The 24,708-nt window shown below is 62.4% G+C and carries 18 protein-coding genes and 3 tRNA genes; 7 read left to right on the top strand and 14 right to left on the bottom strand.

All coding sequences use genetic code 11. The features are described 5' to 3' along the window. Window positions 1–100 precede the first annotated feature (100 nt). Window positions 101–310 carry a hypothetical protein gene (locus tag CLV65_RS08890; protein WP_211287607.1) on the bottom strand — a complete coding sequence of 70 codons (210 nt, stop codon included), beginning with the start codon at window positions 308–310 and terminating at the stop codon, window positions 101–103. A 10-nt stretch (window positions 311–320) separates the two neighbouring features. Between CLV65_RS08890 and CLV65_RS00535 the strand changes: the two genes are divergently transcribed. The 4 genes from CLV65_RS00535 to CLV65_RS00520 all read left to right on the top strand — a co-directional run bounded on the left by CLV65_RS00535 (window position 321) and on the right by CLV65_RS00520 (window position 6,489). After that, the gene (locus CLV65_RS00535) at window positions 321–1,865 is read left to right on the top strand and encodes a DNA-processing protein DprA (protein ID WP_157847173.1); all 1,545 of its coding nucleotides are present in this window, start codon (window positions 321–323) and stop codon (window positions 1,863–1,865) included. 216 nt (window positions 1,866–2,081) lie between these two features. After that, window positions 2,082–4,031 carry an FAD-binding protein gene (locus CLV65_RS00530; protein WP_094691110.1) on the top strand — a complete coding sequence of 650 codons (1,950 nt, stop codon included), beginning with the start codon at window positions 2,082–2,084 and terminating at the stop codon, window positions 4,029–4,031. Window positions 4,032–4,806: 775 nt separating this feature from the next. Further along, a complete protein-coding gene (locus CLV65_RS00525) occupies window positions 4,807–5,739 on the top strand; it encodes a succinate dehydrogenase/fumarate reductase iron-sulfur subunit (RefSeq protein ID WP_094691237.1) in 933 nt (310 codons plus the stop codon). 78 nt (window positions 5,740–5,817) lie between these two features. Beyond that, window positions 5,818–6,489, top strand: a complete 672-nt coding sequence (locus CLV65_RS00520; protein ID WP_094691111.1) for an O-methyltransferase — start codon at window positions 5,818–5,820, stop codon at window positions 6,487–6,489. A gap of 98 nt (window positions 6,490–6,587) precedes the next feature. Here CLV65_RS00520 and CLV65_RS00515 read toward each other — a convergent pair whose 3' ends face one another. Together CLV65_RS00515 and CLV65_RS00510 are read right to left on the bottom strand one after the other, a co-directional pair. Continuing rightward, a complete protein-coding gene (locus CLV65_RS00515; RefSeq protein WP_094691238.1) occupies window positions 6,588–7,319 on the bottom strand; it encodes an LOG family protein in 732 nt (243 codons plus the stop codon). Window positions 7,320–7,942: 623 nt separating this feature from the next. Further along, the gene (locus CLV65_RS00510) at window positions 7,943–9,367 is read right to left on the bottom strand and encodes a Na+/H+ antiporter NhaA (protein ID WP_094691112.1); all 1,425 of its coding nucleotides are present in this window, start codon (window positions 9,365–9,367) and stop codon (window positions 7,943–7,945) included. Between the two features lie 335 nt (window positions 9,368–9,702). Here CLV65_RS00510 and CLV65_RS00505 point away from each other — a divergent pair. Together CLV65_RS00505 and CLV65_RS00500 are read left to right on the top strand one after the other, a co-directional pair. Beyond that, window positions 9,703–9,776 (top strand) — tRNA-Arg (locus CLV65_RS00505). 318 nt (window positions 9,777–10,094) lie between these two features. Then, window positions 10,095–10,168, top strand: a tRNA-Arg gene (locus tag CLV65_RS00500). Between the two features lie 236 nt (window positions 10,169–10,404). On the opposite strand, the gene CLV65_RS00495 is transcribed toward CLV65_RS00500, so the two are convergent. The 11 genes from CLV65_RS00495 to CLV65_RS00445 all read right to left on the bottom strand — a co-directional run bounded on the left by CLV65_RS00495 (window position 10,405) and on the right by CLV65_RS00445 (window position 24,306). Further along, on the bottom strand, window positions 10,405–11,163 hold the full coding sequence (locus CLV65_RS00495) for a hypothetical protein (protein WP_094691114.1): 759 nt from the start codon (window positions 11,161–11,163) through the stop codon (window positions 10,405–10,407). A gap of 174 nt (window positions 11,164–11,337) precedes the next feature. Continuing rightward, window positions 11,338–12,408: a tRNA (adenosine(37)-N6)-threonylcarbamoyltransferase complex transferase subunit TsaD gene (gene tsaD / locus CLV65_RS00490; RefSeq protein ID WP_094691239.1), complete on the bottom strand. Its 1,071-nt coding sequence runs from the start codon at window positions 12,406–12,408 to the stop codon at window positions 11,338–11,340. A gap of 106 nt (window positions 12,409–12,514) precedes the next feature. After that, window positions 12,515–13,087, bottom strand: a complete 573-nt coding sequence (gene rimI / locus CLV65_RS00485; RefSeq protein WP_244569133.1) for a ribosomal protein S18-alanine N-acetyltransferase — start codon at window positions 13,085–13,087, stop codon at window positions 12,515–12,517. An 8-nt stretch (window positions 13,088–13,095) separates the two neighbouring features. Further along, window positions 13,096–13,959: a tRNA (adenosine(37)-N6)-threonylcarbamoyltransferase complex dimerization subunit type 1 TsaB gene (gene tsaB, locus CLV65_RS00480; RefSeq protein WP_094691240.1), complete on the bottom strand. Its 864-nt coding sequence runs from the start codon at window positions 13,957–13,959 to the stop codon at window positions 13,096–13,098. Between the two features lie 126 nt (window positions 13,960–14,085). Further along, window positions 14,086–14,733 (bottom strand): tRNA (adenosine(37)-N6)-threonylcarbamoyltransferase complex ATPase subunit type 1 TsaE, encoded by a 648-nt coding sequence (gene tsaE, locus CLV65_RS00475; protein WP_420848389.1) that lies wholly within the window; start codon window positions 14,731–14,733, stop codon window positions 14,086–14,088. Beyond that, window positions 14,733–15,755, bottom strand: a complete 1,023-nt coding sequence (gene holA, locus CLV65_RS00470) for a DNA polymerase III subunit delta (protein ID WP_094691116.1) — start codon at window positions 15,753–15,755, stop codon at window positions 14,733–14,735. The genes tsaE and holA overlap by 1 nt, the downstream gene beginning before the upstream one ends. Before the next feature lie 10 nt (window positions 15,756–15,765). After that, complete coding sequence (locus CLV65_RS00465; RefSeq protein WP_094691118.1) at window positions 15,766–17,799, bottom strand: ComEC/Rec2 family competence protein; 2,034 nt, start codon at window positions 17,797–17,799, stop codon at window positions 15,766–15,768. Continuing rightward, complete coding sequence (locus CLV65_RS00460; protein ID WP_244569134.1) at window positions 17,796–18,740, bottom strand: ComEA family DNA-binding protein; 945 nt, start codon at window positions 18,738–18,740, stop codon at window positions 17,796–17,798. The genes CLV65_RS00465 and CLV65_RS00460 overlap by 4 nt, the downstream gene beginning before the upstream one ends. Before the next feature lie 387 nt (window positions 18,741–19,127). Beyond that, window positions 19,128–22,067, bottom strand: a complete 2,940-nt coding sequence (gene leuS, locus CLV65_RS00455; RefSeq protein WP_094691119.1) for a leucine--tRNA ligase — start codon at window positions 22,065–22,067, stop codon at window positions 19,128–19,130. Window positions 22,068–22,321: 254 nt separating this feature from the next. Then, the gene (locus tag CLV65_RS00450; protein ID WP_157847172.1) at window positions 22,322–23,173 is read right to left on the bottom strand and encodes a transporter substrate-binding domain-containing protein; all 852 of its coding nucleotides are present in this window, start codon (window positions 23,171–23,173) and stop codon (window positions 22,322–22,324) included. Window positions 23,174–23,352: 179 nt separating this feature from the next. Then, window positions 23,353–24,306 (bottom strand): magnesium transporter CorA family protein, encoded by a 954-nt coding sequence (locus CLV65_RS00445; protein ID WP_094691121.1) that lies wholly within the window; start codon window positions 24,304–24,306, stop codon window positions 23,353–23,355. A 317-nt stretch (window positions 24,307–24,623) separates the two neighbouring features. On the opposite strand from CLV65_RS00445, the gene CLV65_RS00440 reads away from it, so the two are divergent. Next, window positions 24,624–24,696, top strand: a tRNA-Ala gene (locus CLV65_RS00440). Window positions 24,697–24,708: the final 12 nt, after the last annotated feature.

Here is a 24,708-nt window from a genome sequence, read left to right as displayed (position 1 = left end):
CCGCTCCTTGCCCGCCCGATTCCTGAATCCTTTATCCCCTCACCCCGGGTTCTTGTTACACACAACCCCGATACCCTCACAACCCCGACATCCGCACATCTCACCTCTGCGAAAGGCACGCCATGACACTGGTCACGCTCCCACTCATCCCCGCACTCGCATCACCCGCAGCATCAGCATCACCCGCGGCGCCAACACCCGCAACATCGACAACGCCTGTGGCGCCAGCGCCCTCAACGCCATTGATGACCTCTGCATCAGCTCCATCGATGCCATCAGCGCCATCAACAACCACAGCAATGACCACCACGGCACATGCCATGATCGCAACCGACACAACCACCGCACCCAGCCCCCACAAGCCGGCATCCGTCGCACCCATCGTCGACGACGAGCATCTTGCACACGGCGCCCTTGCCCTCGTCTGTGACGGCGCCGATCCGGTGATGAACGCCGTGCTATGCGTCTGCCCTGCCGAACAGGTGTGGGAGACATTGCAGTGCGACCCAGACCGGTCAGTGGACGGCATCCTGGCGCTCGCCTTGCCAAACGCGCGACAGCGCAAAGAGTTCGAATCCGATCCGCGACGCACTGTGGCGTGGCGCACCCATATACGCGGTTGGGTGAACCGCGCCGCAGGTCTTCCGCGCAGCCTCGACGACCTGTGGGAACGCTTGACGGATTCGGGTGCGCTGCATATCGTCATCCCCTCCGACCGGCTATGGCCGCAACGTGTGGAGGACCTAGGCCTGTCGCAAGAATTCCCCGACCCCACCTGCCTTTGGGTGCGCGGCGACCCCGCATGCCTCACTGCCTGCGCGGCTCCTTTAGCGATCGTCGGCTCGCGCGAAGCGGATGCCTATGGGCTGAGCATGGCGCGCCAAGCCGCCATCGCCGCCGCCAAGGCAGGCCATACGATCATCTCCGGCGGGGCGATGGGCATTGACGCCGCAGCCCATCGCGCCGCCGTCGAAACCGCACCTGCCAGCACAATCGCCGTGATGGCAGGCGGCCTCAACCACACCGGCCCTGCACGCAACCTAGGGTTGTTCGACGACATCATCGCCAGCGGCGGAGCGCTCATCAGCGAGGTCGCGCCCGACACGCCACCCATGTCATGGAGGTTCCTCATCCGCAACAGGCTCATCGCAGCCCTCTCCCATACGGTGCTCGTGGCGCAGGCGCGCTACCGTTCCGGCGCACTCAACACCGCATCCCACGCCGCGCGCCTCAACCGCGTGGTACTGGCGATGCCAGGAGACGCCGACCGCGCAGGCAACGCCGGATGCAACGACCTCATCTATCAAGGCAAGGCGATCCTGCTGCCCGATCCGCGCAATGTGCTCGACATGCTCCCTGACTCCCATGAGCATCACAAGACCCCCAGCCAATCCACGAATCCGAACCGACGCACGGATCCTCATCCAGAAATGGGCCAAGGTGCGTCAAGCACACCCGACGGCTTTCCCCTGCCCTCCCGGACTGCCGATGACGAACCGCTGCCCGGCCTGTTCCCCGACCCTGACGAAGATCAGATTCCCAACGCCAGCGCCAATGCCAGTGTCCGTTCCAATACCGGCTCCAATGCCGGCGCCAATGCCAACACCGCCACGCATTCCATACGACCTGCCGATTCCGTCTCGCCATCTGACAGCGGCGAGAGGACACTGGACGATGAAATCATCCGCTCCGTGCGCACCCTGCGCTCGTCGCACCGCACCACCGACATCGGTTCCATACAGGCGAGGCTGCAACGCCATGGAATCGCCGTCACATGCCGCCGCCTAGCCGTGCGACTCGGCGCCTTGGAGATGGACGGAAGGGTGCTGCGTCATGCCGACGGCACATTCGCCGCATTGGAATGAGACGCCATGCAGCCCCCGACCGTCGCGCGCACAGCGTCTGGTCGCCGAGATCGAGGCGCGTCACAGCATGCAGTCCCTGACCGTCGCGCGCACAGCCCCAATCTCCACGCGTGCAGCCCCGACCGCCATGCCGGCAGCGCGCGGCGTCAATGCCCATCGCACCGGGAGGCACGGGTGCGGCGATACGTGGCGGGGGGTCGTGACACAATCAGAGGCATGAATCCACAGCTTCCGACACTCCCCTATGACCTGATCATCGTGGGAGCCGGCGCAGCAGGCCTTTCGGCGGCGCTCGGCTTCCTGCGCTCGTTCGACACCGAAGCCGCCGGACGCGACCCTCGGGTGCTCGTCGTCTCGAAGCTGCAGCCCCTGCGATCCCACACGGGGTCGGCGGAAGGCGGCATCGCCGCTTCCTTGGGCAATGTCGAGCATGATGACTGGCACTGGCATTACTTCGATACCGTCAAGGGCGGCGACTTCCTGGTAGACCAAGACATGGCGAAAATCCTCGCCCATGACGCCCCTGCCACGGTGATCGCGCTGGAACATGACGGCGTTGCATTCTCCCGTCTGCAGGACGGTCACATCGCCCAGCGTCTCTTCGGCGGCCATACCAGCGATTTCGGCAAGGCATCGGTGCACCGCACCGCCTACGCCGCGGACCGCATCGGCCATCAGATACTGCATTCGCTCTGGCAGCAATGCGTGAAGCAAAACGTGGACTTCGCCGAGGAATGGTATGTGACCGACTTGGTCGTGGACCATGATGATCCTGACGGCGCCGCATGCCGGGGAATTGTCGTGCTCGACACCCATACGGGCGAGCTTCACGCGCTTGCCGCCGCAAACGTGATTCTGGCGACGGGCGGCGCCGGCAGACTGTTCCACACGACGTCGAATTCATGGGATCTCACCGGAGACGGCATGGCCCTTGCCTTGCGCGCCGGACTGCAGCTCGAAGACAGCGAGTTCGTGCAGTTCCACCCCACCGGTCTGGCACACACCGGCATACTGTTGTCGGAAGCCGCCCGCGGCGAAGGCGGTGTGCTGCGCAACGCGAACGGCGAGGCTTTCATGGAGCGTTATGCGCCTGACCACAAGGACCTTGCTGCGCGCGACGTAGTGACGCGGTCCATCGCTTCCGAAGTCGAGGCGGGACGCGGAGTGGCCGACCCCATGCAGCCGGACGGCCCCAAGGATTGCGTGTGGCTCGATTTGAGGTCCCTTGGCAGGCAGACGCTGGAATCGAAACTTCCCGAAGTGTATTCGACGATCCGCACATACGCGGGCATCGACGCCGCCACGGATCTGGTGCCGGTCAAGCCGACCGCCCACTACACGATGGGCGGAATCCCCATTGACAAGGACGGTCGCGTCTACACGGTGGGCGCCGATGGCGAGCGCAAGTTCGTGTCCGGCCTGTACGCCGCCGGCGAATGCTCGTGCGGAAGTGTGCATGGCGCCAATCGTTTGGGCGCCAATTCCCTGCTCGATGCCTGCCTGTTCGGGCACCGCGCAGGACTTGCCGTCTGCTCATCGGTGTTGGAATCCGCGGCACAGGCCGATTCGGATGCCACCTCCGACGTTTCCGCTGCCCTTCCGCCGGCCTTGACGCAGGCTCTGACGCAACGCACGGCGGCAATCGACTCCCTTCTGCATCCCGCGGCTACCAGCGACGCTTCAGTCCACGGCAACGCATTGAGCGGCAATGCCCCGCATGGTACCGCCGATACCGCCGACAGCAACGACAGCGCCGACAGCAGCGACCATGGTGACAATCCGTATGCCGTGATGTCAGACCTGGGCGGCCTCATGGAACGCGACCTCGCCATCCATTGCTCCGAGAGGACCATCACGCACGCCCTGGAATCCATCGAATCCAGCATTGCACCGCGTGTGCAGCGCCTCACCGCCCACAGCGCATCCGCCGCCTTCAACCAAGAGCTTGTGGCAATCATGGAATCGCGCAACCTGGCCCTCGTCGCCACCGCAATGGCAACCGCCACGCTCGCCCGTCACGAATCGCGTGGATCGCTGCACCGCGACGACTTCCCGCAACGCGATGACAGCGGCTTCCTCAAGCATTCGTTCGTCAATTCCCATGGCGAACTCACGTGGGAACCCGTGGCGATCGTCGACTTCCAACCGCAGGCCCGCACATACTGACGCAACTGACACCCGTGTGGTGCGGCGGGGTTTGCGCCGCGACGCCGCAAGCCCCGCCGCATTCATCGTTTCCATACACCATCGCTTCCCTTTGCAAACAGGCTCACCAGCCATAGAGGTTCGCATAACAGAGGTTCGCATGACATTCGACCAAACGTCCGCAGTCCACGGCACTGACTCCCCCACGCTCATGACCGTCACGTTCCGCGTGCACCGGTTCGAGCCCTTCGACCAACGCAACGGAACGCAGAGCGCCCCTGCGCAGAACACCTCCGCGCAGAACCGTCCTGATTCCGCCACCGCGCAGCCGTCGGCATCACATGGAGCCGACGCCGCACGCCCGCGACGCCATCATTCCAGCCCCTTCGCCAAGATCGACGCCAAGCGGGAGCACGGCGACGAAAACGCTGCCGGCGCCGCTGACGGAACCAATGCCGCTGGAGCTTCCGCAGTCGCAGGCAGGGCTTCTTCAGCGGCCGCCACGCCATCCGCTCCGCGCGCTACGGCCCGTCCACCCCGCCGCACGCACACGAGTCCTTTCGCAAAAATCGATGCACAACGGGAACGTGAATCCACCGCAGGCACCGCACGTACCACGGGCATCACAAGCACCGACACAGCGAACACCACAGACGACGGTGTCCCACGACGCGGGCCCAAGGCTCGCTCCCATGGCCATTCCAGCCCGTTCGCCAGAATTGACGCCCGACGCGCCACCTCATCCCGCGATGCCTCTCAGGGCACAGAACCAACGACCGCCCCGTCCGCCTCTCGCATGCGCCGCACGATGCGCCCAACACGCCGTGCCGCCTCGACCCTGGGCGGAGCACCGGTGGCAGGCGGCTTCGGAGCCAGCGACGCAGGTCGCAGCTGGACGCAGGATTACACGCTCACCGTCGATCCACGCACCACGGTGCTTGACTGCCTGCTGCTCATCAAGCGCACACAGGATCCGACGCTCGCCTTCCGCTACTCCTGCGGGCATGGCATGTGCGGGTCCGATGCCGTCGCCATCAATGGCACGCCATCGCTGCTGTGCAAAACGACCGTCGGTCAGGCGGCGCAGACCGCCAAACCAGTCACCCCTGCTTTCCGCCGCACCGCAGGTGCACAGCCCACTGCCACTGCCACGCCATCAACAGCTGCCACAACCCCCACAACTACCCCAGCCTCGGCCTCGGCAGCCTCGACAACCTCCGCAGCTTCCGCAGGCACCATGAATGCCCCGGTCATCGATCTCGCCCCCATCGCGGCATTCTCGGTGCAGCGCGACCTCATCGCCGACATCGACCCGATGCTCGACCAGATTCGCGCACTGCAACCATACCTGCAGGCGCGCGGCGACCTCGCCATGACCGCCGACGGCAAGGTCAATGTGTTCGAATATCTGCAGTCGCCCGAGCAACTCGCAAAATTCGAGCAACTGACCACATGCATCGCCTGCGGGGTGTGCGAGGCGAGCTGCCCGGTGTTCGTCGGCGGCGACGCATTCGTGGGACCTGCCGCGCTCGTCAACCAGATACGTTTCATCGATGATTCACGCGATGGAGCGGCCAGCGAGCGCCTTGCCGCAATCAGCGAATCCGACGGCCTGCCCGCATGCCAGTCGGTGCGCGCCTGCGGCCTCAACTGCCCGCAGGGAATCGATGTAGGCGAGGTCATCTGGCAGTTCATCCAAGGCGTGCAAACCCGCAAGCAAGAGGGCTGAGGGCACTGATTGCGCGCTTTGCCGCGATTGCTGAGACGTTCCCAGCAATCGCGGCATCTGCGGTATACGCTTGCAGCCATGAGCTTGAATGTGTATGACAACATCGCACATGCGTGGGATTATGTGGAAAACCAAGCGATTAGACAAGAAACCGCTGGCGAGAAAAACGCGCGGCAACGCCTCAAGGATGCAGGCTTCCGCCCCGGTTTTGCAGCACAAGCGGAATTCATCGCCCACATGGCGCTGGCTGTGCGCGCACAATCCGTCATTCTGCTGGGCGGCGCACAGATCATCGAAGCCATGCATCTGACACATACCCTGGGCAGCGAAGGCCAGGTCACGATCATCGATACATCCGCACAAGCGACGGCGCTTGCCACTACCATCTTCAAGTCAGTGGAAGAGGAATCCACCGTCCGCGTGCGCATCGTCAACGCCAGCGGCGACAGCTACCTGCCACGCCTCAACAGCATGGACTACGACATGATCGTAGCGGCGGGCGACCCCGCCAATTACCGCACGGCTTACAACAGCGCGGAAAGGCTGCTGCGCCGAGGCGGCGAGCTCGTGTTCTCCGATGCCCTGGGATTCCTCAACGCCGATTCCAAAGGCGGTGTGACGAATCCCGCGGACCGCAGCGACAAAGCCACGTATCTGCGCGAATTGGACAAGCAGCTGCGCGACGACGACCGTTTCTCATCCACGCTCGTCTCCATCGGCACCGGCCTGTCGCTCAACGTACTTCAGTAGCCCAGCGCTTCAGTAGTCCCGTGCTCCAGTGCATAGTGCGTCCCAAACAGTGCGTCCCATTAGCTCAACGCCCTGGGACGCACTCCACTAATTCAATCTCAACGCGTGCGGGACGCGTCACCATTCCCTGCAATTCCAGGAATCATCCTGCACGCGTACTCCACGGCCTCCGTGGGGTCATCCGTGACCTTGAACAACTGCGGGTCGAGGGCTGAGATCATGCCGCGGCTTTGCAACGTGCCGGTGATCCAGTCAAGCAGGCCGCTCCAATACTCGGAATCGTAAAGCACCACCGGCATCTTCGCGGTCTTGTGCGTCTGCACGAGGGTCAGGCATTCGAACAGTTCGTCCATCGTGCCGAACCCGCCGGGGCACACGATGATGCCGGACGAATACTTGACGAACATCGTCTTGCGCACGAAGAAGTAGCGGAAGCTCATGCCGAGGTTCACATACGGGTTGATGCCCTGCTCGTGCGGCAGTTCGATGCCCAATCCTACGGACACTCCGTCTGCGAGCGCCGCTCCCCTGTTGGCGGCTTCCATGATGCCGGGGCCGCCGCCGGTGATGACGGCAACATTCTTTCTGGCGGCCATGCCGCCCATCTTCTCGGCTGCGATGTAGTCAGGCGTATTGCGCTTGACCCTTGCCGAACCGAAGATGGAGATCGCGGGGCCGAGTTCGGCGAGCGCACCGAAGCCGTCGACGAACTCAGCTTGAATGCGCAGCACGCGCCACGGGTCCATGTGAAGCCAATCCGTGGAGTCTTCGCCGCTGAGCAGGTGGCCGCTCGTCGTGCCGTCGGTGGGGATCATCTGTCCGCGGAACATCACCGGGCCGCGTTGGTACGTGGTTCCCAGCGGCGAGTCGGCGCCCTGCCGGGCCTTGTCATGGTCGAGAACGCTGGGGTCTTCCAGCGTGGCGGGCGTGATGTTCGCGTCCTGCGCCCACGGGCGGTCGTCTGTTGCTTCCTTGTGCCCGTCTTGCTGGTTGTCGCCGCCGCGTCCGGCCTGCGTTCCTTCATCTGCGGATTGCTCTTGCGAAAGCTGTGCGGACTGCGCCTGTTCCTCTGCCTTGCCGTCCTGCGTGTTGGAATCCGCGTCGCCCTGGATTCCTTCGCTCTGGATTCCTTCGCTCTGGATTCCTCCGCTCTGGATCCCTCCCAGTGCGTTCGCATCCGCCGTTCCTGCCCACACACCGCCATTGTGCTCGTCATCTGCGGTGTAGCGTCGAACGAATCTATTCATTATCACTTGTGCTTTCTGTCTTTTGATTATCTCTTTCCCTACTCATCGTAGGGCGAAATATGAATGACAGCACGCACCACAGTGAATTGTTGGTTTTTTCTTCACGCAACGGCAACGGATTGTTTGTCAATCCACGCGAGGCCAACGCATCAGGCGGCCTCAGGCAACCGCCGGCAGCAACTGGCATAGCCGGCGCGACCGACACGTCAGTCAGCGTCATCCTCCGATTCACCCTCATCCGCGATTTCCTTGCCGACGGCGGCTGCGGAAGTCTCGACGTAGGGGAACGCCGCGTCGCCATCCACGTGGGACATGTCACGCAGCTCGACAGCATCCTCCTCGGACGGCGTGGCGGCCTTGGTGCGCCGCGTGGCCTCAGCCGCAACGTAGCGGCGCGATTGCACGGACAGCAGGACGCTGGAGATGACGGCGGATATGATCGATCCGATGAGCACGCCCAGACGGGCCTCGCCAGAAAGCTCGGAATTCCTGAACGCAAGCGTGGCGATAAGGAACGACACGGTGAAACCGATGCCGCAGGCGGTCGCCATGGGGAACAGGTCGCGCACCCGCAAGCCCTTGGCGAGCTTGAGTCCGCACAGGTGCGTCGATATCCATGTGACGAGCATGACGCCGGCGGGCTTGCCGATGATGAGCGCCAGGGCGATGCCCATGACCACCGGCGACAGCAAGATCGCCGGGCCGCTTGCATCGATGTGGATGCCAGTGGCGAAAAGCGCGAAGATCGGCAGCGCGAGCAGAGCGGAGAACGTGTTGAGCTTGTCATGGTAGCGTTCAGCGCGCGGAGTGTCTTCCCCGTGGATGGTGTTGGCGGGCGTGAGCAGACCGACCAGCACGCCGGCGAGCGTGGGATGGATGCCGGCCTTGTACATCATGATCCATGCGAGTATGCCATCGGCCGCCACCAAGATCCACGGCACCTTGCTCATGCGCACGAGGAACGCCCAGATGACGGCGCACACGGCGACGCCCACGAACCAATACCACTGGTTGACGGAAGAGAAGAACACGGCGATGAGGATGATGCCCAGGAGGTCATCGACGGTGGCGAGCGTCATCAGGAACGCGCGGATGGCACCCGGCAGCGCCTTGGCGAACAGCGCAAGGATCGCCAGCGAGAATGCGATGTCCGTGGCGGTCGGCACCGCCCAGCCTTGCGCGACTTCGCTGAACGGATGCGTCGTGTGGTCGCCGATCACTTCGTTGCCCACGCCGCCGGGGCCGAACTGCGAAAACAGCTTGGACACGCAGATATACACGATAGGCGGCACGAGCATGCCTCCCACTGCCGCCAGCATCGGCACGGCGGCAGCCTTGGGGTTCGACAGGGATCCCGTGGTCAGCTCCTGCTTGAGGTCAAGTCCCACGCACAGGAAGAACAGCGTGAGCAAACCATCCTGCGCCCATTCGGAGATGGAGAGGTCGAAATCGGTGTTGGCGATTCCGATGTGGATTTCGGAGAAGTGCATGAACGCTTCCGTCGTGAAAGGCAGGTTGGCGAGCAGCAATCCGACGAAGGCGAAAACGAGCATGATGACGCCGCTCGATCTGTCGGAGGATGCCAATCGGTGAAGCCGTGCGCCGATGCTCATTTTCTCACTGCTGCTCATGCTGCCCTTCCCGCCTGCGTGCATGTCAGGCACTGTGTGCCCGGCTGCAGCGCATGCTTGTCGTGTCGATTGGTGTTTCGGCCTGTTGCTGGCGTGTTACCGTTGCGGTCACAGCACATGATGACGGATAACGCACCGCTTGCCGTGTTAAGGAACGATTCCATGGTATGCGGCGAGTGTGTCTTGCGCATAACGAATGTGAGAATTTGCCCGGCTCGTGAGATAGACGCATCCGATGAGCAACGCCAGCGCCGCGGATCATCACGACACGCCGATATTGCCATGCAGACCGCACAGACCTATTCTATAGAACCGTTGTGAGCAATCACAGCGTTGCGCCAGTAGCCCAATGGATTAGAGCAGCTGACTACGGATCAGCAGGTTGCAGGTTCGAATCCTGTCTGGCGCACAAGCGAAAACCGCGATTTTGTCGCGGTTTTTTGTTTTTCTGTATGTCTCTCATGCCGTTGTGCAAACCACGTTGCTCTTCCCCACATGCCGCGATACACGCCATAATACACCGCACACCACACCATGCGCCATGCCCTGCACCACACCATAAAACTGCACGCAATGCGGCTCAGATGTAGCCCGCCATCCAATGCGTCGCATCTCAAAACAATAAGACACGCCGTTTTTGGTGAATTCTCCGTAACGTGGTTAGTATGTTCGAGTTGCCGCAAGGAAAACAGATGGTAAATCCACCGTTATCCAAGCAAGCAGCGTTGCGCCAGTAGCCCAATGGATTAGAGCAGCTGACTACGGATCAGCAGGTTGCAGGTTCGAATCCTGTCTGGCGCACAAGGAAAGCCCGGGACCGAATGGTCCCGGGTTTTTCAATTCTCCAGCATCTTCATCACTAGTATCTTCATCATCAGCGCCCCATCACCCGAATATCCTCGCTTCCCTGCATCTCGTCACAGGATTCCAGCGAGGGTTGGATGATTGCACCGCCCGGCAGGGCGATTCGTATCGGTTGGATTCATGCCAACGGAACGTTCACGCACAAACGAGCGGAATTCACACCCGAGCGGGATTCACACCGAGGTGAGGGAAGAACCGGAAGACAGATTGCCGAGTGAATCACCGAGCAGCAGCAGCACGATGATGTACAGCACGGCAGCGATTACTCCAAGAAGGAGGATGGCTCGGGAGAAATTCTTCAGGTTCTCGTTCTTTGCCTTGATGGAGTAAAAGATAATCATGATGGTGCCGACGACGGGAAGCGAGAAGAGGATCAGATAACCCACGTAGTCGAGCACCGACAGAGGCCGCAACGACTGCGGCAGGTCATCGGAAGACAGCACGGAATCAAACAATGAGCCCGGATTCACCTGGTACATGGGGGTTCCCGACATCGGAGCGCCCTGTCCAGGGGTTCCTTGCCCCGGAACGCCGATCATCGGAGCGGCAGATGGGACTGTTCCGCCATTCGTCATACCATACGGCTGCCGGTACGGCTGCTGGTACGACGACTGTTGACCGTATGCCGCCGAATACGAATCCGGCCCCTGTGATTGATACTGTTGATTGCCACCGGCATTGGCCTGCGCATATGCAGATGGCGAATATGTGGATTGCGAATACTCAGTCTGCGTGTATTCCGATTGCGCATACCCAGGCTGCGTATATCCCGCGTTAGAGGTATCTGGCTGCACATACCCTGCGCTGCCAGAGGCGTCGGGCTGCGCATCGCTATACTGCGAGTACGTTTGCTGAGAATATTGCTGGGCATACTGGGACGGAGGATACCCAGTGAATCCGTTATCCCCGTTGTCTGGGATTCCATCAGTCATGACGACTCCTCATCTCTTGAGCCGGTTCAGCCGCCTTAGCTGCTCCATTTCACTGCCTTGGCTGCCCTGCAGATGCCGCTGCCTTGCAGACTCACTGCCTTGCAAGCATCCGTCCGGCAAACTCCTCTGATTCACCTTCCCTCTCTAGGATACACGAGGCGCAACGCCTCAGGTTCAGCTCATGCTGACGCGATTGAGCGGCATGGCCGAATCGATGGGAAAATCCAACGCGGATGGTGCCACGCCCGCCTGCATCAGGTTCGACCCCAGCATGGCGACCATGGCGCCGTTGTCGGTGCACAGCGCGATGCGCGGTATGCGCACGTCGATCCCCGCCGTGCGTCCGGCCTGTGCGAGGGCTTCGCGCAGCTGCGAGTTCGCCGAGAATCCTCCGCCCACAATGAGGGTATGGGAATCGAAGCGTTTGCACGCATCGATCGCCTTGCGGCTGAGCACCGTGGCGACGGAATGCGCCAGCGATGCGCACACATCGTCCACCGGCACGTCAAGGCCTTGCGCACGGCGCGCCTCCACCCAGCGGGCGACGGCGGTCTTCACGCCGGAGAAGCTGAAATCATAGGGATGCTCGGCGCCGGCACGCCCTTGGGTCAGACCCATCGGCACCTTGAGAGCCGTGGGGTCGCCCTGCTGACCGTGACGGTCGATGTAGGGGCCGCCCGGATAGGGGAATCCCAACAATCGAGCGACCTTGTCGAAGCACTCCCCCGCCGCGTCATCGAGCGTGGAGCCGACGACCTGCACGTCCGTGGCAATGTTGCGCACCCGCAGCAGCGACGTGTGGCCGCCCGAGACGATGAGCGCAAGGGTGTCCTCGGGCAGGTCACCGAACTGAAGCTGCGTGACACCCACATGGCCGATCACATGGTTGATGCCGTAGATCGGCTTGCCGGCGGACCATGCGAGGGATTTCGCGCCGGAGACGCCCACTGCGAGGCATCCGGCGAGGCCCGGCCCTGCGGAGACCGCGATGGCATCCACGTCGCTGATGTCCATGTTGGCGTCCGCCAAGGCTTTTGACACGACCGGCACGAAGCTTTCGGCGTGCGCACGGCTGGCAATCTCGGGAATCACGCCACCATACCGGGCGTGCTCGTCCATCGACGACGCCACGACGTTGCTCAGCAGCTGTTTGCCGCGCACCACCGCGGCGGCTGTTTCGTCACACGTGGATTCGATCCCCAGTATCACCGGGCCGTCGCCGGGCTTCGCCTCCGTCTCCACCATCGGCGCGTCCATCTGCGATTGGGATTGTTGTGTCATGGTCATTCCTTTGAAGTCTTCCGATCTTGTTGTGCTGTCTTCATGATCGTTCGTTTCATGATCGTTCGTTTCATGATCGTTCGTTGGCACCTGCGCCTGCGGATCCGCTGGAATCCACATCGCCGGCGGGCATGAACCCGACGACGCGCGGCTGTAAGTCCAGGGCCATCGTGTAGGCGTCCTTGTTTTCGGGCTGGTAGTAGCGTCGTCGCAGCCCAATGCGGTAGAAGCCAAGCTTGCGGTATACCGCGAGCGCCGGCTCGTTGTCGGTGCGCACTTCGAGAAGCATGCGGCGGGCGTGTGTGGTGCGTTTGGCGTCGTCGATGAGTGTGGAGAGCATGCGAGTGGCGATTCCTTTTCCTTGCTGGCCGGTCGCCACGCCGATGGTCATGAGTTCCGCGTCGTCGCCGTCGAACCAGTAGCCTGCGTATCCGCGCACTGCTGATGGCGCAGCATCCGTCTGGTTCGCCGCTTCTGCACTGTCGCCCGTCTCTTGCGATGCCGTGGCTGCCTCTTGCACGTCCACTATGTACCGTCGGTGTGGCGCATGGAATTCCTCATCAAGCGCCCCGCGGCTCCACGCGCCGGAACCGAACAGTTCGCTTTCGAGAGCCGCCACGACATCAAGGTCCGCTTCGGTCATCGGGCGTATCATCGCCGCACTTCCCCGTGAGATGCACCCTGGGATGCATTCTGGGAGGCACTTTCATGCGCGGCACCGGCTGCCTCCGCCTGTGCGATGCGTTCCATGCGGGCGGCATGGTTGGGTTCCTCCGTCACATGCTTGAACGGCGCCGGTTCCGAGACATCGGGACGGCGAAGGTACAGCGGTTCGCTGGAGCAGGGGTCGCCGGCGGCGTGATGCGCTGCGGCGAGCTGCGCAAATATGCGCGGCCCCTGCACGCCCGCCACATGCAGGCAGGAATCATCATGCAGATCGCCCAACGCCACAATGCCTTGGAACGACGAGAAATAGCGTTTGGCGCCCGTGCCGCACACATCCACCACGATTTCGCCGCCTTCAGGCGTGTCACGGCTGCGCAGCCATTCATTGACCTTGTGCGCGATGGTACCTGCCGACGCGATGTCCATGTCGATCAGCACGTGCGGCACCGGGTCGCCCGGCACCATTTCATACAGCGCGTAATACAGCTGCTTGCGGCGTGCGTCGTTGACGGCGAGTGTCACGTGACGCCTGCCGTCCGGCAACTGCCCTTGAGCCAGCCACGCCGCCTGGGGTTCGAGCACGTTCTGTCCCAGCAGTTCGGCGCCCGTGGCGAACGCCATTGCCCTCGCAGCGACGATTCCTGCGCGCAGCCCGGTGAACGGAGCCGGGCCGGTGCCCACGACGATGCGACGGATGTCGGAAGGCGTAAGTCCGGCCTGCTCCACGACGTGGCTGATCGCCGGCTCGAGTTTCTCGACATGCGAGCGCGAATCCGGCTCGTAATGGGGTTCGTGCCCCACGACCGCCACCGTCGCGCCGAAAGACGTGTCGATCACCAGTGTGGGAATGTCCTGGGACTCCCGTGTCGCGCTGCCTGCCGCCTGCGTCGTGCCATCAGCCGTGCTGTTTGTTGCGTTCATTGCATCATTCATAGCCATCACTCTTTCATCACTCTTTCATCACGCCTTACTCTTTCATCGCTCCGTCATCGCTCCGTGTGCCGCCTGCAGTGCTGCGATAAGCGCCGGCATGCGGTCGGCGCATCCGATTGCGTGGAATGTCACGGTGCGCGCCCCGTCGCTTGTCAATGGCGCGTCGTCCACCGACCCGCCGTCTTTCGACGAATCCGCGACGGAACGGTCGATTGTCACTTCCCATCGCGTGCTTGCCAATTCGCTGGCCATCGCGCTGCCCCATTCGATGAGCACGACGGTGCCGGGGCCTGGATCCTCGAGCTCTTCGTCCAATCCCAAGGATTCGAGTTCGTCCATGAGCCGGCTTGCGGCGACCTGCGGCTGGTCATCCGACCCTGGCAAGCGGTAAGCGTCCACGTGCACGAGATTGGCGGGAGAGCCGTCAGCGAAACGGCCGGCGAGGCTTCGCGCAATGGTGAACGTGGGAGAAACCATCTGGCCCTCCACATGGAGACCGGCGCCAAACCCTTGGGCGAACGTGGTTTTGCCGGCGCCCAATGGCCCGGAAAGCACAATGACATCCCCGCCGCGCGCCACGGAAGCCGCAGCGGCGCCCGCCGCGCGCATGTCGACGGCGCGAGGCGCCGTCACCGTGTAGGAATCCGCCTGCGACCGCGTTGAATAATCCTGAGACATGCTCCCGTTCATCAACGAATCCTTCCTGCATTGCCGAACATGCCGTAGTCCCCTGGCGCAAACCCCTGCTGTGGCACGCCTTTCGCTGCCACGCATTCGATGGCACGTTCCAGTGCGTAAACAGGGTCGCCGCCGTTCGTCTTGCATTGTTCATCCGCCTTGGCCAACGCTTCGAAGCACGCCGCCATCCCCGGTCCCGTCCACCCACGCAGATGACCGCGCGCACGGTTGAGCTGCCACTCGGGGATGCCTGCTTGTTGCACGCTGATTGAGCCGGCGCTCACAGCCGCCGCCTTGGCGAGTTTGCGCATCTCCGTGGCGATCGAACCGACGATGGAAACCGGGGCGACGCCTTGTTCCACCACGGAGCGCATCATCACGATGGACCGCGGGGCGTCGCCGCTGATGGCAACATCGGCGATCTCGTAGCCTTTGGCCTGCGGATTTGCCGTCATGTATTGCCTGACGCGTTCGAGCATGATGGGATCGTCATCGAAATCCGCACACAGCTGCTCGCACATCGCATAGAGTTCGCCGGGGTTCTCGCCCATCACGCCCACCAAGAGCTGCGCGGCGCGCCCATCGATGTGCCGGCCGAGGGATTCGAAGCGCTGACGCACGAAGTTGACCTTCGCCTGCGGTTTGTCGAGTTTGGGGACCTCATCCCGCCACGCACCCGCCTTGACGAGCGCGTCCACGATGCCTTTGCCTTTCTGCCCGCCGTCATGCCGGCAGATGATGATGGCGTCGGCCTGCTGTGGGTTCGCCATCATGCGTTTCGTGATGTCCACAAGGCTTTGCGCGACAACAGGATCGGCTTCCTGCAGGTTGTCGATGACGACGATGCTGCGCGGCGCGAGCAGACTCGGGCTTACCGCCTGAACCAGATCGGCGTTGGTGGCGGTTCGCGCATCAAGATCCGTCTGCTCGGCGTCAGGCATCGCTTCGCGAGCGGCATGGCGAATGTCACGCACTGCTTGGGAAGCCAGGAATTCGTTGCCGCCGAAGACAATATTGACCTGCGAAATCTGCATACTTGCTAATCTACACGCCTCCATGCCGACCCTCCCATGGTTCGTCCCATCGCGCATCCAGTACCTCGCGGCGCGTGTCACGCCACCATTGCCGCATGGCGTGGCGCATCATCATGATCGGCCCCACCGGCGTGCCCTCCTCGCTGCCCGTGCGATGGATGCGCCTCATGCGCACCATCCGCCGCGCAATAAGCGTCAACGCCACGGTGATCACTTCGCATGCCGCCGCAAGGAAGCCTCCTGCCACGCCGTCCGGCCATGCGAGCACACCACTCGCCCCTCCCATCCATGCGGCGCTGCGCTCCATGAGCGCCGTTCCGCCGGACGCCAGCCATGCCAACGCGAACCCAACGGACGGCGCGCACCAGCTGACCGCGAACGACGCCAGACCGCATATGGTGGCCGCGCTCACACACGGCGCCACAATCGCATTCGCGGCAACCGACCACAACGGCACACCCGTCCCCATCATCACCTGCACCGGCAGAGACAATGTCTGGGCTGCGATCGTGACGGCGCACGCCTGTGCCAGCGCGCGCGGCATCACACACCTGGCGGCTCGCGTAAGCATGGGGGTGAACGCCACGATTCCCGCCACAGCCGTCACCGACAGCGCAAACCCATAGCTCACCGCAAGCCCGGGGCATGCCACGACGGCAATCAACACGGTCCAGCTCAAGGCGCTCCACGCTTGGGTCCTTCTGCCCAACGCCAGGCATGCGGCGCCCATGCATCCCATCGCCGCCGCACGAGTCACGGAATCCGAGGGATACAGCACCGCGGCAAGCCCTGCATAAGCCACAACAGTGACGAACGCCGTAACGCGCCGGGACGCCAACCATCGGCGCGATACCGCCGACACCATCGCCGCCACCAGCGCAAAATGCCCACCGGAAACCGCCATCAGGTGCATGATGCCGGCATTGCAAAACCGATCGGTCAGTCCTGCGGCATACACGGCGTCCACCGCGTTCTGCCCCGCGAGGGCGTTCACCGCACTGCGCTGCCCCATGACGCCCAGGGTGAGGCCCGGCACCAACACGCGGCCTTGGTCAGACAACCGCCCTGCAACGCGCAGGAACGCGTCCTGCATCCGCGCAATCATGCGCCCAAGGGCATCCGGGGCGCGAATCATCGCCCATGCATCATCATCCTGCGCGACTTCCATCCACGCGGCATCATTCCCCCATTGAGGCGGCGTGACTTTCCCCACCGCCACGTAACGCGCACCAGACTGCGCCAGGCATCCACGAGAATCCGCCCACAGCGTCACATGCGCCATGCTGCCTTCGCTCACTTCCGACGATGTCACGCCCAGAGCCGTCGCCATCACACTGCAGGTGAATCCCCGTCGCACAGATGCCTGTGCCGGCGCCGTCACCCGCACCACGAGCCTCACACCATCCACACCTGCCGGAGCACCCTCAGCGGCAACGCGCGCCACCGCATCATGGGACGCGACCATCCGCACAGCCGTGGCACTCACCAACGCGCACAGCATGGCAACGCCGCACACCGCAACAAGACAACGCATGGCGCGCCGAACCGCCCTGCTCTCTCCTGCCCATGCCCGGGCATGCGTCTGGATTCCATGTGTCTGGGCTCCATATGTCTGGATTCCATCCGTCTGAACACCGTGCGACACCGAACCATGCGACACAGAACGCAAACCGTAGCCGTTCGCCATCGCCGCCACGCACAAGCACACGACCGCCGCTACGCAACATGCACCGCCTGTCAACGCCCCTTTCACCACTGAGCCCAGCGCATCGCCGAACGCCACACCGGATGTCCCTCCCACTGATTCCATGCACGATTGACAGACAGCGGAAGCCGACCACGCCACCATCGCCGGCACGACCATGCGGCAATCCTTCGCCCCGCTTTCCGCAAACCGATATCCCAGCGGCTCTCTCCGACCGGCGCGTCGAAAAGCGTGCACCGCGGTCATCTGCGGGACCGCAGCATCCTCCTGTTCCAGAGCAGCCACACCATCCGCCGGCCATGAGGCGACAATCCTCCATGCACCACCCGCCCGCCTCATACCGTCACCTTTCCACGAAGTTTCTGCACGGTCTTGGCACCGATGCCGTCGATGTTCAGCAGTTCGTCCACGCTGGCAAACGGACCATGGGCGTCGCGGTATTCGATGATTTTCCGCGCGGTAGCAGGTCCGATTCCCTTCACGGTCTGCAGCTGTTCGCTTGTGGCGGTGTTGATGTTGACGAGTCCCCCTCCCGCAGATGAGCCATCAATCGATGCCCCGGAATCGGGCGGCTGCGTTTGTTGCGCCGATGGTTCCGTGGATGAATTAATGGATGAATCAACGGATGGCTGCCCAGATGATTGCCCAGGTGATTGCCCAGATGGCTGCGCCGACGGTTGCATGGACGGATGCTCAATGCCTGACTGTGCGGACGACGATTGCGTCGCCGCACCGGAATGTGCCGTTCCCCCGTTTCCCGCATCCGCATGCGTTGACGACCGGGAGTATGAGGATTCCTCCCCTTGTGCGAACTGTGCCAGAGCAGTCCCCTGCTTGATGAGCAACACCAGGCAAGCGCACAATGCGACGGTGAGCACAAGGACAATGACCGCGCACGCTCCCGGCGTGAGAATGAACCGTGGCGCCTCCCGTTTGCACTCAGTCGAAATGTCGTGATCGGCATTCCGCGCACCGTACGCCCTTCCCGCGTCGTCCATGTTCTCTGTGTCGCCGACGCCCTCTGCAGCAGTTCCCGCCTTCAGACCCGCGAAGAGCGACCCTTGTAAATCCTGCGGAAGGACGCCGCCCAATGATTGCAAAGGATGCATGGGCTCGGCGCCACCATTCGCGCCACCTGTGTCCACGGTGTCATCGTCATCCATCCAATCCACGATGAGGCCATCAGCCGACGCTACCTGTGCTGTCAGCGCCGGCCGGGCTGTCAGCGCCGGCCGGGCTGTCAGCGCTGTCCTAGCAATCCCCGAGTTACTCATACTCATGCGCCCATCGAAGCACACTCTCGTGCTCGACCGACGCCTTTGAGACCAATGTGGACCGTTTGCACTCCTACAAATGAAGCCTGTGGATAACCTCAGCATTCACAGGGTTTCCCATAGATTCGTTCAGCAGACGTCCAATCCTTGGAACGAACGTTAAATCCGCCAAGCCTTATCGGCGCCAGTTTTCCACCAGCATCAGTTTCCCCACCGGCCCAGCCTCCCATCCACCTGCCTCGTCCACCCCTTAAACGCAACGGTCCCCATTCGTCCTGGCATATGCCACAGACGAACGGGGACCGTTCCAAAGCGCTGGCGCCGATTAGCACCGGCACCATTTATCGCCAGTGCCAATCAGCGCCAATCGGCTTCACAAGCCAAATCAGCCGATCACAGCACGATCGACACGATCTTCGGAGCCTTGACGATGACCTTGCGCGGCTCCTTACCGCCCAGCAGCTCCACGATCTTGGGGTGTGCAAGCGCCTGTGCCTGCAGGTCCTCACCGGAAATGTCCGGCGAAACCTCCAGCTTGGCGCGCACCTTGCCCTTGATCTGCACGACGGCGGTCACGCTGTCGGCGCCCACGAAACGCTTGTCGGCGACCGGCCACGGCGCATGTGCCAGCGATTCCTCGTGGCCCAGGCGCTGCCACAGTTCCTCGCACACGTGCGGGGCGATCGGCGAAAGCATGAGCACGAGCGGCTCCACGGCCTTGCGCGGCACTGCCTTAAGGGACGTCAGGTGGTTGTTGAGCACGATGAGCTTGGCGATGGCGGTGTTGGGACGCATGTTCTCCATCTCCACCGTCACGTCAGCGATCGTGTTGTTGAGCAGCTTGGCGGTCTTGGCATCGAGCTCGTCGTCAGTCACCGTGACGGTGCCGGAGTTCTCGTCTACCACATTGCGCCACAGGCGGGCGAGGAAACGCTGGGCGCCCACGACGTTGCGCGTGTTCCACGGGCGGGACTCGTCGAGCGGACCCATGCTCATCTCGTAGACGCGGAACGTGTCGGCACCATACGTGTCATACATGTAGTCAGGCGTCACGATGTTCTTGAGGCTCTTGCCCATCTTGCCGAACTCGCGGTTCACCTGCTCGCCGTCATACCAGAACGTGCCGTCGGCGTGTTCCTCCACCTCTGCGGCGGGCACGTACTGACCGCGAGCATCCGTGTAGGCATAGGCCTGGATGTAACCCTGGTTGAACAGCTTGTGGAAGGGTTCGGGGGAATCGACGAAGCCCAGGTCGAAGAGCACCTTGTGCCAGAAGCGGGCATACAGCAGGTGCAGCACCGCGTGCTCCACGCCGCCCACATACAGGTCCACGCCACCGGACTTGCCGGCTGTGGCGTTGTGGTCAGGTCCGAGCCAGTACTGGAATTCCTCGGGATCGACGGCATACTGTGCGTTCTTCGGGTCGATGTAGCGCATGTAGTACCAGCAGGAACCAGCCCAGTTCGGCATCGTGTTCGTCTCACGATGGTACTTCTTGGGGCCGTCGCCCAAGTCGAGGGTCACGTTGACCCATTCGGGGTTGCGGCTCAGCGGAGCCTCCGGATTGCTCTCGGCGTCCATCGGGTCGAAGGTGCGCGGCTTGTAGTCGGGCACGTCAGGCAGGTTGATGGGCAGCTGGTCATCCGGCACCAGGTGAGGCACCTCGTTCTCGTCGTACACAATCGGGAACGGCTCGCCCCAGTAACGCTGGCGGGAGAAGAGCCAATCGCGCAGACGGTACGACACGGTGCCCTTGCCCACGCCATGGGCCTCGAGCCATGCAATCGTGCGGTCCTTGCCCTCGTCGACGGTCAGGCCGTTGATGTCGAGCGTGTCGCCGCCCACATGTGTGGCTTCGACGCGGGAGTTGATGATCGTGCCGTCGTGGGAGACGTATGCCGCCTTGCCTTCGTAATCGGCGAGGGTCTCGCCGGATTCCTTCGTGGGGGCCACCGTGTAGATGACAGGCAGGCCGAACTTCGCTGCGAAAGCGTAATCGCGGTCATCGCCGCCAGGCACAGCCATGATGGCGCCGGTGCCGTAATCCATGAGCACGTAATCCGCCGCGAAAATCGGCAGCTTGGCGCCGGTGATCGGGTTGATCGCATACAGGCCAGTGAACACGCCGGTCTTGTCGCCTTCCTCAGCGACACGATCCTTGGCGGTCTTGGCTTCGGCCTGCAGCCTGTAGGCGTGCACCGCCTCCTTGGGGGTGGCGTATCCGCCCTTCCAGGAATCCGGCACGCCATCCTCCCACTGGTCGGGGGCGTCAGCGAGCAGCGGATGCTCCGGGGAGACGACGGCGAACGTCGTGCCGAACAGCGTGTCAGGACGGGTGGTGTAGACCTCCATGTCGCGCTCGCCTGCCGCGGTGGGCACTGCGAAATGCACGGAAGCGCCATGGGACTCGCCGATCCAGTTGCGCTGCATGAGGCGCACCTTCTCAGGCCAGTCGATCATGTCAAGGTCTTCGATGAGGCGATGACCGTAAGCGGTGATGCGCATGGACCACTGGCGCAGCTCACGCTGGAACACCGGGTAGTTGCCACGCTCGGAACGACCGTCTGCGGTGACTTCCTCATTGGCGAGCACAGTGCCCAGACCCGGGCACCAGTTGACAGGCGACTTGGAGATGTAAGCGAGGCGGAAGTCGTTGAGCACGTCGGCCTGCTGTGCTTCGGTGAGGGAATCCCAGGATGCGCAGTCGAAGCCGGGGATGGCGCGCTTGCCGGAACGGAGCTGCTCGACGAGTTCGCTGATGGGGCGTGCGGAACCCTTGCCGCCATCCTTGCGCACAAATTCGGGGTCGTACCACGAATCGTAGATGCGCGAGAAGATCCACTGCGTCCAGCGCACGTAGTTCATGTCGGTGGTGGCGAAGCTGCGGCGTTCGTCAAGGCTCAGGCCGAGGCGGTGAAGCTGACGGTGCATGTTGGCGATGTTCTGCTCGGTGGTGATGCGCGGATGCTGGCCGGTCTGCACGGCGTACTGCTCCGCGGGGAGGCCGAAGGCATCATAGCCCAGTGCGTGCAGCACGTTCTCGCCCTTCATGCGATGGTAGCGGCTGACGACGTCCGTGGCGATGTAGCCCAGCGGATGGCCCACGTGCAGGCCCTTGCCGGAGGGATACGGGAACATGTCGATGACGAAGTACGGCGAGCGCCCCTCAGCGTTGCGGCCCTTGCCATCCGTCAGGCCACCCTTGACGTTGGCTGCCCAGAAGGTGCCTTCCTTGTCCCACTTGTTCTGCCACTTTTCTTCGATCTTCTGGGCCAGCGCCGCGTTATAGCGGTACTCGGGCTCGCGGTCTTCGGAAACACCGGACTCGGCCATTGTTCTCCTCACGTGACGTGGCGCTCCTGCGCCGAATTATGAAAACCGCGTCGTCCGAACCCGCACAATCCCATGCGACGCATTGGCAGGTTGAGACGGCACGCACTGATTAAAAATTATCGTGAATCATGTGGACACGAGCCGCTTCGAACCGTTCACCATGCGAACCGCGCGGCGGCGGGATCGGTAGCGGCCATCATCGGCAGATGCCACACCTGCCGGCGGAAGCGGCGTGAGAGGGGCGCACGCGGCGGTCAGGATTTCGCAATCGCGGAGTTGAGCGCGAAGCCTTCGAGGTTGATGTTCGCCTTCACGCTGGCGTCCCAGCTGCCATCATCCACCATGCGTTGCAGCGCGTCATCCACGTTGTCCCGCAGCTTTGCATCACCAGCGGGAAGCGCGATGCCATATCCCACTGTCGTCAAAGGCGTGTTGAGAAGATGCATCGTTCCCGAACCACTGTTTTCCACGATGCCGGCAAGCACCAGGTCGTCGCCTTCCACGGCGTCCGTGGTGCCTGACAGCAACGCGGTGACGCATTCGGAATAGCTGGATGTGGTGATGGTGGTCGCCCCGGCCTTCTTTATGGCCTCCGCCACGCCGGGAGCCACGGAGCCGTCCACCGTGCAGATGGACTTGCCTTTCAGGTCGGAAAGCTCCGTAATCGTATCGGAATCGGACGTGCGGACCATCAGGTCTTGCGCGGAATTGACGTATGGCTGGGAGAATTCGACATCATCGGTCGTGCCGTCCAGGTCCGCGTGCACGCCCACGATCATGTTGACGTCGCCCTTTTTCAGCAGTTCGTCGCGATCGGCGTTGCTTGCCTCACGCCAGCTGATTTGGTTCTTGGCATATCCCAGCCGGTGTGCCACATACTGCGCCACGTCCACGTCCAGACCGGTGAGGTTGCCCGACAGCTCCATCGCGACCCCCGGCCTGTCATAGGCAATCCCGATGGTGATGATGGGTCCCGTGACTTCGCTGGCGTTCATGGATTCGGCGCAACCGGCAAGCGGCGCGACCGCCGCAACGACGAACGCCAGGAGCGCCGCCGTGCGCTGCCGGCGCGAAGTCTTGCTGTGCAACACGTGGAGAATCGACATACGTCTCATATTACCGACACCCCTGGGGCGCAATCGATGGGGATTATGCCACGCGTGAATAATCCGGATGGCAGATTGCTGTGGGTGGGACGATCGCGATGATGCGATGACGCAGCGCAGCCAGTGCAGCAGTGCAGACAGTGCTGCACCTGCTGCGCCCACTCATGCGAACCGACGTCTCACTTGAACATCTTCGTGCGCGTGAGCACCCATGCCACAATGGCGGCCAGCGCAATCGAAAGGATGACAACAACCGCAAAGCCCCACGGATCGCCTGTCAAAGGCATGCCGAGCATGCCGCCGTCCTGGAAGTTCATGCCGAACATCGAGAAGATGAGCGTGGGCACGGAAATGACGATGGAGATGATCGTGAACACTCGCATCACGTTGTTGAGGTTGTTCGACACAATGGACCCGAATGTCTCCGTCATGCTGGCAAGAACGCCGCTGTAAATGTTGGCCATCTCGATAGCCTGCTTGTTTTCGGTGATGACGTCGTCAAGCAGGTCGGCGTCATCCGGATACTGCCGGATGCGGTCGAGGCTCGTCATCTTCTCGAGCACGATTTCGTTCGATTTAAGGGATGTGGCGAAGTAGACCAAGGTCTTGCTCAGTTCCATGAGCTGGATGATTTCTTCGTTGCGCATGGAATCGCGCAAGCGGAATTCCAGCTTGTCACTTTCTCGGTCGATGATGCGCAGGTAACGCAGGTACATCGTGGCGTTGCGATACAGGATCTGAAGGATGAACCGGGATTTCATGAAGGTGTTGAACCCACGGATTGTGCCTTCCATGAACGGATGCAGCAGCGGAGTGTCCTTCATGCACACGGTGACGATGTAATCCTCGGTGACGATGACCGACAACGGGATCGTCTCATACCAATCGCGGCCACCTCGTTCCTCGACGGTGGGGATGTCCACGATGATCATCGTGTAGCCTTCCTCGACATCCACTCGCGAGCGCTCCTCGTCATCCAATGGTGCGCGCAAATCGGCGAGGTCGATGTCGCATGCGGTGGCGACGGAGGTGAGCTCCACATCGGTGGGGTCGGTCAGGCACAGCCAGGAGCCTTGCTCGGGTTTCTCAATCGGCTTCGTATGTGAGTTCACCGTGCTGAATATTCTCAACATTCCGATCACCTGCCCCTCGTGAGCCGTCTTCCTGCCTTCATGACCCCGACCAAGGGATCAACCTATAGAAGAATACTCCGACCCTGGGGCGTGGGAACGCCACTAAGTGAATTTTGCACGAATAATCCTGTCGCCAGTCCCAAGGATTGCCTAGAGCCGCCATCAGGATTGCATTGAGAATCGAGCATCGCATGTGAGCGTCGCGCGTGGATGGAAGCGGTCTGGCTACAGGGATGTGCGCCCCGTCTACCGTGCGCGACACGCCGAGTTTTGCGTGAGCAAAAACGCTATGTATAGTAGTCGAGGTTCGCAAGAACGGGGCTATAGCGCAGCTGGTAGCGCACCTCCATGGCATGGAGGGGGTCAGGGGTTCGAATCCCCTTAGCTCCACAAATCAAGGGT

This window comes from Pseudoscardovia suis (assembly GCF_002797875.1).
GTDB classification, from domain to species: Bacteria; Actinomycetota; Actinomycetes; order Actinomycetales; family Bifidobacteriaceae; genus Pseudoscardovia; species Pseudoscardovia suis.
The sequence above is the reverse complement of the archived record's forward strand: the minus strand, read 5'-3'. Positions and strand labels throughout refer to the sequence as shown.